11 protein-coding genes are annotated in these 12,357 nt (G+C 60.8%); 2 read left to right on the forward strand and 9 right to left on the reverse strand.

Features of this window, described 5'->3' with window-relative positions:
• Positions 1-277: 277 nt before the first annotated feature.
• The 6 genes from C5L12_RS05660 to pobA all read right to left on the reverse strand — a co-directional run bounded on the left by C5L12_RS05660 (position 278) and on the right by pobA (position 6,153).
• Complete coding sequence (locus C5L12_RS05660; protein ID WP_105371057.1) at positions 278-994, reverse strand: ABC transporter ATP-binding protein; 717 nt, start codon at positions 992-994, stop codon at positions 278-280.
• Positions 975-1,739, reverse strand: coding sequence for an ABC transporter ATP-binding protein (locus tag C5L12_RS05665; RefSeq protein WP_105371058.1), 765 nt, complete (start codon positions 1,737-1,739; stop codon positions 975-977). Before C5L12_RS05665 ends, C5L12_RS05660 begins: the two co-directional genes overlap by 20 nt.
• Positions 1,736-2,740 (reverse strand): branched-chain amino acid ABC transporter permease, encoded by a 1,005-nt coding sequence (locus tag C5L12_RS05670; protein ID WP_105371059.1) that lies wholly within the window; start codon positions 2,738-2,740, stop codon positions 1,736-1,738. The genes C5L12_RS05665 and C5L12_RS05670 overlap by 4 nt, the downstream gene beginning before the upstream one ends.
• A 16-nt stretch (positions 2,741-2,756) precedes the next feature.
• Positions 2,757-3,620: a branched-chain amino acid ABC transporter permease gene (locus C5L12_RS05675; protein WP_105371060.1), complete on the reverse strand. Its 864-nt coding sequence runs from the start codon at positions 3,618-3,620 to the stop codon at positions 2,757-2,759.
• Between the two features lie 71 nt (positions 3,621-3,691).
• Positions 3,692-4,864, reverse strand: coding sequence for an ABC transporter substrate-binding protein (locus C5L12_RS05680; RefSeq protein WP_105371061.1), 1,173 nt, complete (start codon positions 4,862-4,864; stop codon positions 3,692-3,694).
• 116 nt (positions 4,865-4,980) lie between these two features.
• Positions 4,981-6,153, reverse strand: coding sequence for a 4-hydroxybenzoate 3-monooxygenase (gene pobA, locus C5L12_RS05685; protein WP_105371062.1), 1,173 nt, complete (start codon positions 6,151-6,153; stop codon positions 4,981-4,983).
• A gap of 117 nt (positions 6,154-6,270) precedes the next feature.
• On the opposite strand from pobA, the gene C5L12_RS05690 reads away from it, so the two are divergent.
• Entirely contained in the window at positions 6,271-7,161 is an 891-nt protein-coding gene (locus C5L12_RS05690; protein WP_105371063.1) for a helix-turn-helix domain-containing protein, read from the forward strand.
• Between the two features lie 40 nt (positions 7,162-7,201).
• On the opposite strand, the gene paoC is transcribed toward C5L12_RS05690, so the two are convergent.
• From paoC to paoA, 3 genes are read right to left on the reverse strand one after another with little or no spacing between them, the layout of a single operon-like run.
• Positions 7,202-9,409 carry an aldehyde oxidoreductase molybdenum-binding subunit PaoC gene (gene paoC / locus C5L12_RS05695; protein ID WP_105371064.1) on the reverse strand — a complete coding sequence of 736 codons (2,208 nt, stop codon included), beginning with the start codon at positions 9,407-9,409 and terminating at the stop codon, positions 7,202-7,204.
• 3 nt (positions 9,410-9,412) lie between these two features.
• Complete coding sequence (locus tag C5L12_RS05700; protein WP_105371065.1) at positions 9,413-10,363, reverse strand: FAD binding domain-containing protein; 951 nt, start codon at positions 10,361-10,363, stop codon at positions 9,413-9,415.
• Positions 10,360-11,007, reverse strand: a complete 648-nt coding sequence (gene paoA / locus C5L12_RS05705) for an aldehyde dehydrogenase iron-sulfur subunit PaoA (RefSeq protein WP_105371066.1) — start codon at positions 11,005-11,007, stop codon at positions 10,360-10,362. Before paoA ends, C5L12_RS05700 begins: the two co-directional genes overlap by 4 nt.
• A gap of 349 nt (positions 11,008-11,356) precedes the next feature.
• Here paoA and C5L12_RS05710 point away from each other — a divergent pair, with 349 nt between their 5' ends.
• On the forward strand, positions 11,357-12,346 hold the full coding sequence (locus tag C5L12_RS05710; RefSeq protein WP_105371067.1) for a mannonate dehydratase: 990 nt from the start codon (positions 11,357-11,359) through the stop codon (positions 12,344-12,346).
• Positions 12,347-12,357 lie beyond the last annotated feature (11 nt).

A 12,357-nucleotide genomic window follows, 5' to 3' on the forward strand; every position in this document is an offset into this window, starting at 1 on the left:
CTACCCCGCCCCATGCAGGTGAGCCAAGTATCAACCGGCGACGGAATAATTGCTATCGAGAAAGCTAAAGCCGAAGGGGGTGCCCCTCACCCGCCCCCGCTCCGCCCTTTCAACCCGGCCCAGCCGGTCGGATCGGGGGCTGATCATCAGAGCCAGTGTCGCGTTTCTAACTGGATAACAGCGTCGCAGCCCTATTCAGCTTTGACATAGACTGTAGCCGCAAAGTTAAAGTGTCCTGATCCTGCAAAGTTAGAATGTCACTCTCCCCTCATTATGGTTAGTGCAGACCGCCCACCCCAAGGAGCCGGTCGACAGTATCATGATGCGCGGAAAGCTCTTGCGGGGTACCAGCCCAAGCCAGTCTGCCCCGTTCGAGAATAATGACCCTGTCAGCGAAGTCGATCGCGCTCTGGATACGCTGCTCGACCAGCAAAATGGTCATGTCGCCCGTCTTTGCGAGCTCGGCAAAGGCCGCCATCAGCTCTTCACAGATGACCGGCGCCAGCCCTTCCAGAGGCTCGTCGAGAAGGAGGACCGACGGGCGACCAAGGATGCTTCGCGCGGTCGTCAGCATCTGCTGTTCACCACCGGAAAGCTGATTGCCGAGGTTGCGCCGGCGTTCCTTCAGGCGCGGAAACATCTGGTAGGCTTCCTCAAGCGCTGCCTTGGGCCGATCCTTGAGGCCGACGAAGAGGTTTTCCTCCACCGTCAGGGTCGGGAAGATGCAGCGCGCCTGCGGCACGTAGCCCAGCCCCTTGAGAGCGCGTGAAGCGCTTGGCGCGGTGGTAATGTCGGCGTCGCCGAGGCGGACGCTACCCTCATAACGTTTTGTCTGGCCGGCGAGTGAGGCAAGCAGCGTCGTCTTTCCCATGCCGTTTCGACCAAGCACAGCGAGCCGCTCGCCTGCAGTCACCAAGAAGGATATGCCCTCCAGAACCCTGGTCGGCCCGTATCCCGCGGAAAGGTTCTCAACTTCAAGCGACGTGGCTGGCATTGGCATAGTTTCCGAGATAGGCCTCGCGAACGCGGGCATCCTTGGTGACATCGGCCGGCAGGCCGTCGAAGATGATGGTGCCGGCGGCCAGCACGATCACCCGCTTGGCGAACCGGAAGACGAGATCCATGTCGTGCTCGATCATCAGCACGGCCAAGTCCGGCGGCAGATCCGCCAGCGCCTGCTCAATCCGACCCGTATCGCTCTGCGGCACGCCGGCCGCAGGCTCGTCAAGCAGCAACACCTTCGGCTTCAGCGCCAAAGCAACCGCGATTTCCAGAAGCCGCTGCTGGCCGTAGGCGATTTCGCGCACCTTGCGATGCGCCAGCTCCGCCAAGCCGAGTTTTTCCAGCAGTTCGGAGACTTCCACCATCACCTCTGGCATGCTGAGAAAGCTGCCGAAGAGGCGACCGGCGCGGCCATCTCTCTGCAGGACCGCAAGCCCCACGTGCTCGGCAGGCGTCATGTCCTGGAAGAGCCGCGTCACCTGAAACGAACGGACGAGGCCCCTCCGCACCCGGCCAATCGCGTCGATCCTGGTAACAGTCTCGCCGCCGAGGCGAACCTCCCCGGAACTCGGCGGCAGGTTGCCGGTCACGAGATTGACGAAAGTTGTTTTGCCGGCGCCGTTCGGCCCGATCAGCGCAATCCGGTCGCCCGGCGCCATGGAAAGCGAGACGTCGTTGGTGACGACGAGACCACCGAACGACCGCTTGAGATTGGCGACTTCGAAAACGGCGCTCATCGGTTCGCCTTCCCGGGGCGCGTGAAATACGCAGCCGCGGTTCCGTAGATGCCCTTCGGGGCAAACAGCACGACCGCGATCAAGAGCGCGCCGACCATGGTGAGCCAATGGAAGGGATTGGCGGCCGATACATAGTCTTCGAACAGCATGAAGATCAGGGTGCCGGCAAGCGCGCCGAACAGAGAGCCGGTGCCGCCCAGCACCAGCATGACCAGCGCTTCGGCAGATTGGGTAAAGGACAGTGCATCGAGCGCGACCACCTGCGTCGAGATCGCGCTGAGCGCACCTCCCGTGCCGGCAACTGCACCGGAAATAACATACATCTTGGCAAGTGCCGCATTCGGCGAAGCGCCCAAGGCGCGAATGCGCAAGGGGTCTTCCTTGATGCCGCGACACAACATGCCGAACGGAGAGCGGACCACGAGGCGCAGAAGGACGAAGGCGATCAGCAGCAGCGCAACGCCAAAGAAATATGCCGTATGACCAAAGAGGTCGAACTCATACAAGCCAAAGACAGGATCCGGCATGATGCCCGAAAGACCGTCGCTGCCCCCCGTCCAGGAGGAAGTCTTGTTGGCAAGTTCGTGAAACAGGTAGATCAGCGCGATCGACAAGACGAGCTGTGGCAAACCGTGGGCGCGCAACATGATGACAGCACAGAGGAGGCCCGCGACGGCGCCGGCTACGATGCCCCCGAGCGTCATCAACAGCGGGTCGTTGATGCCATAGTGAGCTGAGAGAATGCCGGCGGCATAGGCTCCGGAACCGAAGAGCGCGGCATGGCCGAGCGTCGCGACGCCGCAGTAACCTGTCACCAGATCGAGCGCGAGAACAAGCAAGGCGACTGACAGAATGCGGGTCAGCAGCGCGAGATTGTCGGGGAAAAGGATGTATCCCGCCGCGGCAAAGACGGCGATCACCGCGACGCCCATCAGATCGCGCCTGAAGGAGCGGCCCCGCGGCCGGCTAAGTATGGTCTGAGTGTTCACAGCCAGTGTCATGTTTACCTAGTTCGCCTCACTTTATACGTCCGGCAAGGCCGCGGGGAAAAACGCAGATGATTGCGATCACCGCGAGATAAAAAAAGAACTCGCCGAATTCCGGCATCAGGTAGCGCCCCGTCGTATCGATCGCCCCGAGCAGGAGGCAGGCAATCAGCGCGCCGGGGATAGACCCCGCCCCGCCGACGGAGACGACGACCAGGAAGGTGACCATGTAGCGAAGCGCGTAATAGGGCTCGACCGGCAGCAGTTCGGCGCCCACCACCCCACCGAAGGCGGCAAGCCCGACGGCAACCGCAAAGCTGATCGCATAAACGATCTCGGTCCGCACGCCGAGTGCCGCTGCCATGGCCGCGTTGTCCACCGAAGCGCGCAGCTTTACGCCGAAACTGGTCTTTTCGATCGCGAACCAAAGGCCGAGCGCGACTGCCAGACCACAGATGATGGCAAAGAGCCGGTGGATGGAAATCGTGCGGAAGCCGAGATCGACCGATCCCCTTAACGGCGCCGCAAGGGGAATCGTCTTCAGCGTCGGCCCCATCGCATAATTTGCAATTCCGATGATGCAGAAGGTGATGCCGATGGTCATCAACACCTGCGTCAGTTCCGGCTGACCGTAGATGCGGCGATAGAGAAGCCGCTCGATCGGGATGGCGATGAAGATGGTGATGACGACCGCAGCGATCACGGCGAGGGCATAACCAAGTCCGAGGTCGCGCGCCACATAGGAGGCGATATAGCCGCCGATCATCGCAAAGGCGCCGTGCGCCAGATTGACGACGCGCATCAGGCCCATGGTGACCGAAAGACCGATCGATATGACGAACAGCACCATGCCATAGGCAAGCGCGTCGATGGCTATGCTGAAGACTGTCTGCATCAAAATGTCCTGTCCGGAAACGGCGGGCCACGGTAAGCCCGCCGAGGGTTCGGAGCTTTCTCTCGGAAGGCTTACTTGGCCGCAGCCAGGCCCGGATCGCCCTGCTTCTCGAAGGTCTGGATTTCCTTGTTGATGTAGGTCCCGTCGGCACCTTTGGCGACTTCGCGCAGATAAATGTTCTGCGTGATGTGACGACTTTCCGGATCGATGGAAACCGGGCCGCGCGGGCTCGTCCAGGAGAGGCCCTTCACCGCGTCCACCGCCTTCTCCGCATCCTGTTTGCCGCCGGTTGCCTCGATCATCTTGTAGATGACATGCATGCCGTCATAGGCGCCGACTGCCGGGAAGGAGAGTTCCGCCTTGTTGCCGATCGCCTTGGCCGCTGCATCGACGAAGATCTTGTTTTCCGGGGAATCGTGCGAGACGGCGTAGTGGAACGTCGTCTGAATGCCGAGCGCCGCATCACCGAGTGCGGGCAGATCCGATTCCTGCGTCAGGTCGCCAGGCGCGAAAAACTTGATACCGGCCGTCTTCAGACCGTTGTCGTTATAGGCCTTGACGAAGCCGAGTGTTGTCGGACCGGACGGGAGGAAGGCGAAGACGCCCTGGGCCCCGGAATCCTTGATGCGCTGCATGATCGGGCTGAAGTCGTTAGTGGCGAGTGGTAGGCGGATCGACTCCACCACTTCGCCACCAGCCTTCGTGAAGCCTGTCTTGAAGGCATTTTCCGCATCGATGCCCGGACCATAGTCGCTCACCACCGAGATTACCTTCTTCACGCCGGCATCGAACGCCACCTTCGCGATCGGCGTGGACGTCTGCCAGGTGGTGAACGAGGTACGCACGACGAACGGGCTGGTTTTCATGATCGCCGAGGTGGCCGCATTCATGATGACCATCGGCACGTTGCCCTGTTTCAGGATCGGCGTAACAGCCATCGCGTCCGGGGTGAAGTAGAAGCCGGCGAGATATTTGACCTTTTCCTTTACGATCAATTCCTGGCCGAGCGCCTTGGATTGCGCAGGATCGGCGGCCGGGATGTCTCGGTAGATGATCTCGATGGTGTCGCTGCCTACCTTGTTGCCGTTGAGCGCCATATAGGCGTCGATGCCGGCCTTGAAGTTCTTGCCCTGCAGCGCGAACGGACCTGAGAACGGGCCGACGACGCCGACCTTGATGACGTCGGCATAAGCCGTGCTGCTCAAGGCCAAAACGGCAAATGCGCAGAGAATGGTCTTGTTCATGTTCAGTCCTCCCTTTTTCAAACGGTGCGAGTGTTTAGCCTGTCCACCGGTTTCAAGTTCAAAGTGGCGTGCATCCCCAGATGCATTTATTCCCGTGAAGCCAATCAAACGGCAACTCAGAACGGCAACCCCACGTAGTTCTCCGCAAGCGCCGTGGAAGCGGCCTGCGAATGAGTGAGATAATCAAGCTCGGCCTCCTGAATCTTCTGATCGAAGTCGCCCGTGTCGGGAAAGCGATGCATCATCGTCGTCATCCACCAGGAGAAGCGAACGGCCTTCCACACACGGGCAAGCGCCCTTTCCGAATAGACATCAAGACCGGTTTCGGAGCGGTCGTGATAGTACTCCCGCAGCCCACTGAACAGGTAATGCACGTCACTCGCGGCGAGGTTCAGCCCCTTGGCCCCTGTCGGCGGCACGATATGCGCTGCGTCTCCGACAAGAAACATGCGGCCGAAGCGCATTGGTTCGGCCACGAAGGAGCGCAGCGGCGCTATCGATTTCTCGAAGGACGGTGCAGTGATCAGCGCCTCGGCGTGGTGCGCAGGCAAGCGGCGGCGGAGTTCGTCCCAGAAGCGCTGGTCGCTCCAGTCCTCGATCTTCTCGTCAAGCGCACATTGAATGTAGTAGCGGCTGCGCGTCATCGACCGCATCGAACATAGGGCGAAACCGCGCGGATGGTTGGCATAGATCAGCTCGTGACTGACGGGCGCAACTTCAGCCAGGATGCCGAGCCAGCCGAACGGATAGACCTTTTCGAAGATGCGGATCGCATTGTCCGGCACCGCCTTGCGGCTCGCGCCATGAAAACCGTCGCAACCGGCGATGAAATCGCAGTCGATGCGGTGGGTCCTGCCGTTTTTTTCGTAGGTGACATAAGGCGCGGCGCCACCAAAGTCGTGCGGCTGCACGTTGCCCGCCTCATAAACGGTCACGGCGCCGCTCCTCTCGCGTCCGTCCATCAGGTCGCGCGTCAACTCGGTCTGGCCGTAAACCATGACGCGCTTGCCGCCGGTCAGGCCGTAGAGATCTATGCGGTGGTCGCGCCCATCGAAGGCAAGCGAGAACCCGTCATGCGGCAGGCCTTCGGCATGCATGCGGCTACTCGAATTCGCCTGATCGAGAAGCGCGACTGTGCTTTCCTCGAGCACACCGGCACGTACGCGCCCAAGGATGTAGTCCTTGCTGACCCGGTCGAAAATGATGTTGTCGATGCCCGCTCCGGTCAGAAGCTCGCCAAGCAAGAGACCTGATGGTCCCGAACCGATAATGGCCACCTGCGTCCTCAAGCGCGTCCTCCCATGCGTTTTTGCCTTTTGACAAATTCTGCTCGGCTTCCGCGTCGGCAGCAATGGACTTTCAAGCCGAAAACTTGCACAAAATGAACATTGCCGGCGGAGGTACGAATGAACAGGCAAATCCCGACCTACCAGCTTTACGGCGAAGAAAGCGGTAAGGATCCGGACTTTTGGGTGCATTGCGAAACGATCAGATCCAGAAGCAGCCGGCATCAATGGGAAATCCGGTTGCATCGGCACGAGTCTTTCTTTCAGATATTGTACATCGAGGCGGGATCGGGCGATGCCATCTTCGGCCGCAAAAGCTTTCCCATTCATCCGCCGGCGATCATTACAGTCCCGCCAGGTCTGAACCACGGTTTCCGGTTCTCCCGCGACATCGAGGGGCTGGTGATCACCATCCTTGCCTCTCACCTGAGCCATCCTCCCGGCGAGCGCGGCCGCTATGGCGAATGGCTGGCATCGCCGCATCTGACGACGCTCGATCCACGGGATCTGGATGCAGCTTACCTGATGCAGACGCTAAAACGGATCGGTGCGGAATTCGAACACCGCGCTAGCGGCCGCAATGAGCTCATGTCGTCCTACATAACGCTTTCCCTCAGGCTGACCGCCCGGATTTCCCATAAGGACAATGCAAACCAACTTCCTGCAGAAGAAGGCGAAAAGCGCATGGAGCTGTTGAGCAGTCTCATCCATCAGCATTTCCGCTCGCACAAGCCGGCGTTTTTTTATGCCGGCGAACTCGGCATATCTCTCACGCATCTCAATCGTGTCGTGCGTTCGGCAACGGGATCCACGGTCCATGATTTGATCAGCGCGAAACTGCTCGAGGAATCAAAGCGCGAACTCGTCTTTTCTCTCGCTTCTGTCCAGGAAATCGCCCTCCGCCTGGGTTTTAACGACCCGGCTTACTTTTCGCGGTTCTTCTTCAGGCAAACCGGCGAGACACCGCGCGCCTGGCGCATGAAGGAGAAGACGCTGCTCGATGGACGGTAACAGGAGACGGCGGCCTGGGTTGATGCCGCCGTCCGATTGCTCAGGCGACGTCCGGCAGGCCACCGATCAGTTTGTCGAGCGTGATTGGATAATGTCTAACTCTGATGCCTGTGGCGTTGTAGATGGCGTTGGCGATCGCGGCGGAGACCCCACAAAGTCCGAGTTCGCCGACACCCTTTGCTTTCATCGGTGATGACATCGGGTCGGTCTCGTCCATGAAGATCACCTCCTGGTGAGGGATATCTGCGTGAACGGGGACCTCGTATCCGGCAAGGTCGTGGTTAACGAAGAAACCGGATCGCGTATCCACCGCAAGCTCCTCGGACAAGGCCCCGCCGACGCCCATGGTCATGGCACCAATGACCTGGCTGCGTGCCGTGATCGGGTTGAGGATGCGCCCCGCAGCACACACCGCCAGCATGCGGCGGATGCGGCTCTCGCCCGTTGCGACGTCGACGCCCACTTCCACGAAATGCGCTCCGAAGGTCGATTGTTGATGCGTCTCGGAAAGGTCTCCCCACTGAATTGTGTCTTCGCCCACAAGACCGTCCGATCCCGCCGCCTCGGCGAGCCGCACCGAGCGGTTGCCCGATCGGACCTCGCCGTTTTCGAAGACGACATCGTCGGAGTTGAAGCCGAGTTTCTGCGCGATGGCCTCGCGGAGCTTGACGCACGCGGCGTAGACACCGGCAGTGGAGCAATTACCGCCAAACTGTCCGCCAGAGCCCGCAGACACAGGAAAGTGGGAATCGCCGAGATGGACCGCAACCTTTTCGATGGGAAGCCCCAGCATCTCGGCCGCAGTCTGGGCAATGATCGTATAGCTGCCGGTTCCGATATCGGTCATATCGGTTTCGACGGTCACGATGCCTTCGCGATCGAGCCGTACCCGGGCGCCGGATGGAATGAGCAGGTTGTTGCGAAAGGCTGCCGCAACTCCCAATCCGATCAGCCAGTTGCCATCCCGCCTCGCCCCAGGGCGCCCACGCTGGCTCCAGCCGAAACGTTCCGCACCGACCTCAAGACAGCCGATCAGGTTGCGATGGGAAAATGGACGCTTCGGATTTTCCGGGTCGACCTGCGTGTCGTTGAGGATACGAAACTGCACGGGATCCATGTCGAGCTTTTCAGCGATCTCGTCGATGGCAATTTCAAGCGCCATCAGACCGGGAGCCTCGCCCGGAGCCCGCATGGCGTTGCCCTCCGCAAGATCGAGCGTGGCCAGCCGCATCGCCGTCATGCGGTGCGCTCCGGCATAGAGCAGACGGGTCTGGTTGACGGCGGTCTCCAGGCCACCGCCGGGAAGATCGCCCGACCAGCTCTCGTGCGCGATCGCGGCAATCCTGCCGTCCCGGCCGGCACCGATGCGAATGCGCTGGATCGTGGCCGGGCGATGGGTCGTGTTGTTTGCCATCAGCGGTCGCGGGAGAGCGACCTTGACCGGCCGCCCCGCAGCCTTTGCCCCGAACGCAGCGAGCACTGCATCCGCCCTCAGAAACAGCTTTCCGCCAAAACCGCCGCCGATGAACGGCGACATGAGATGGAGCTTTTCCTTGTCGATCCCAAGTGTCGTCGCCAGGTCGGAGCGCCACCAGTCGATCATCTGGCTCGATGTCCAGACGGTCAGCTTGTCCCCGTTCCAGGCTGCGATGGACGCATGCGGCTCCATCATGCAATGCGACTGATCAGGTGTCGTGTAGGTTTCATCCAAGGTCACAGGGGCGGAGGCGAACGCCGCATCGAAGTCTCCGACTGCCGTATCCGGTGGGGCCTCGCCTGGTTTGGCCGCCGGCTCAATCGCCGAATCCTTCGCCTTTTCCAGGTCGAAGGCGCCCTTCTCCACGACATAGTCGACCCTTACCAATGCGGCGGCGGCGCGCGCCTGCTCGAAGGTCTGCGCAACGACGACCGCAATCGCTTGATGATAATGCTGGACCCTGTCGCCGCCAAAGAGTTTGGCGGTGTTGAACTGGCCTTTCTTCAATTCGCCGACGTCGAGCGTCGTCACAACGGCAAGCACGCCAGGCGCCTTCTTTGCGGCGGACACGTCAATAGACTTGATCCGCCCCTTGGCGATGGCAGCGCCGACGGGATAGCCGTAAGCATACGGCGTGTTCGGATCATGCCATTCATAGGCGTACATGGCCCGGCCGGTGGTCTTGAGCTGGCCGTCGATGCGGTGGATCGGCCGGCCGACAACCTTGAGCTGGTCGATCGGATTGGTGGCTGCTGGTGTATCGAACTGCATGGCTCATCCTCTGGCTTCGGCAATGACCGCGCCGAGCGTGCGCTCAACCAGGTCCAGCTTGAAACGGTTGTGGTCCGTAGGTCGGGCGTCCGAGAGAAGGATGCCAGCGGCAGCACGGGCACCTTTCGGCAGCTCGGCTTCGGCCGCCTCGACCCGCCAGGGTTTGTGGGCAACACCTCCGACCGCGATACGTCCGGTTCCGTCAGGTTGGATAACAGCGCCTATGGAAACGAGAGCGAAGGCGTAGGAGGCCCGGTCGCGGACCTTGCGATAGAGTTGTCGCCCCCCGATTGGCGGCGGCAGCACGACGGCGGTAATAATCTCTCCGTGTTCGAGAACCGTCTCGATGTGCGGGGTATCGCCCGGCAGGCGGTGGAAGTCGGCGATCGGGATGGCGCGGTGGCTGCCGTCTCCTTTTACGGTTTCCACGACGGCATCCAGCGCCCGCATCGCAATGGCCATGTCGCTCGGATTGGTCGCGATGCAGGCCTCGCTCGTGCCGATGACCGCATGCTGACGGGTGAAGCCGCCGATTGCGGAGCAGCCACTGCCGGGCTGACGCTTGTTGCACGGCTGATTGGTGTCATAAAAGTAGGGACAGCGCGTGCGCTGCAGGAGATTGCCGGCCGTGCTGGCCTTGTTGCGGAGCTGCCCGGAGGCACCGGCCAGGAGCGCGCGGGACAGAAGCCCGTAGTCGCGCCGGACGATGCCATGGCCGGCTAGATCCGTATTGCGGACAAGAGCTCCGATGCGCAGCCCGCCTTCCTGCGTGGGTTCGATCTGGTCCAGGCCCAGGCCGTTCACGTCGATCAGATGCGTGGGGGTCTCGATCTCGAGCTTCATGAGGTCGAGCAGGTTTGTGCCGCCGGCAATGAACTTTGCTTCGGGGTTAGAGGCGGCCGCCTTGGCCGCTGCCTCGACGGAGGGGGCGCGTTCGTAGGTGAAGGCTCTCATGTTTTTGTCCCCGCGACTTCCGTGATGGCGTCAACGATGTTGGAATAGGCGCCGCAACGACAGATGTTGCCGCTCATCCGCTCGCGGATTTCCCCAGGCGTGAGCTGTACCTGTGTCGTAAGGTCGCCGGTAACGTGACTCGGGATGTCCGCCTTGATCTCCTCGAGCACCGCCACCGAGGAACAGATTTGCCCCGGCGTGCAATAGCCGCACTGGAAACCGTCGTGCTTCACGAAGGCCGCCTGCATGGGATGAAGATTTCCAGGCTCTCCGAGGCCCTCTATCGTCGTGATCTGCTCGCCCTCGTGCATCACCGCCAACGTCAGGCACGAATTGATGCGGCGGCCGGCTACCAAGACGGTGCAGGCGCCGCACTGGCCATGGTCACAGCCCTTTTTGGTTCCCGTGAGATGCAAGTGCTCGCGCAGCACGTCGAGCAGCGTGACTCTGTTGTCGACGTCAAGATCACGTATCTCGCCGTTGATCGTGAAGGATATTTTGGTCGTGTAGGTCATCGCGTTTCCTGGTGACTGTGCCGCCGCCTCCGCGGCGACTCCGCTGACCGCGACGGTGGCGGCCGACGAGATAAGTAAATCTCGGCGGGAGATTTCAAGTTGGATGAGGCTTTGCATGTCCAGCTCCATTTCGATGGGGAGGATGATGAGGGCTCCAAGGCCCGCAGAATTGCTTGAGCATCGACGCCGTTGGGGAAGTAGAGGACGGGAATGGAGGGATTAGGGGCGCGTTATCGCTTGCGGTTATCGATCTGACCCATAAATGTAGGGGCGAGCGAGCACTCGCCGGATCAATTCTCTTCGCTTCAGGCCTGATTCATGGACGACGGCTATAGGCCCTATGTCGTCATATGACTATCGGTTCAGGCCGCGGATAGCAGAGGCCTGACCGTAGGCAGGAAAATACAACCTGACCTCGACACACGCCCGTAACTCATATTATGTCTTATAATGTTGATCCGTCAGGGAGAGCCTCAACGTGTATCTCGGAACACAAGTCGCAGCGCGGGATGATGACGACTACAGGGTATGGGCGCAGCTTGGTGTGAATCATATTTCCGCCGATCCGCCGGGGTCGCCTTCGAGCTGGACTCTCGAAGATCTGGAACGCCATCGGGACCATGTGGAAAGCTTCGGGCTTGTCCTCGACATGATCCAGCTTCCCCTGCCCTCGCAGCCGATCGAGAAGGCCTCCTATCCCGATATTCTGCTTGCCGGCCCTCAGCGCGACCGCCAGATCGATGCGGTTTGCCGCATGATTGAGAACTGCGCTAAGGCTGGAATTCCTGCCGTCAAATACAACCTCAATCTGATCGGTATTCCGCGTACCGAACTGGAGCGGGGCCGCGGTGGTTCGTTGAACGAAGCGTTCCGCTGGGACAAAACCGACCAGCAAGCGGCGCCCGGCCTCGCCGGCCTGCTGCCGGAAGACGAAAACTGGGAGCGCATCGACTATTTCCTGGAGCGCGTCGTGCCCGTGGCGGAGAGCAATCGCGTCCGGCTAGCCTGCCATCCGCACGATCCCTATACGCCACCGGGCTATAGAGGTGTTACGCGAGTGCTCGGCACCGTGGAAGGCCTCAAGAAGTTCGTCCTGATGCGCGAAAACCCCTATCATGGCCTGAATTTCTGCCAGGGCTCGATCGGTGAGATGCTCGACAATCCGCGCGAGGAGATAGACGAGATCATCCGCTGGTTCGGAAGCCGCGGCAAAATCTTCAACCTGCATTTCCGCAACATCCGCGGCGGCAAGCTGTCGTTCATGGAAACCTTCCCGGAAGAAGGCGACATGGACATGGTCCGCTCCTTGAAGGTGTATCAGGAGGTGGGATACCGGTATATGGTTATGCCCGACCATGTGCCCCGCATCGACGGCCGCGATCCTACCGGGGTAGCCTTCGCCTTTTGTTACGGCTACATCGCCGCATTGCTCGAAGCGGTTGGGGCGGACACGACGAAGATCGCCTGACCGGCGCCCCT

Origin of the sequence: Neorhizobium huautlense, from assembly GCF_002968575.1 — a bacterium.
In the GTDB taxonomy this organism is placed as follows: Bacteria; Pseudomonadota; Alphaproteobacteria; order Rhizobiales; family Rhizobiaceae; genus Neorhizobium; species Neorhizobium huautlense.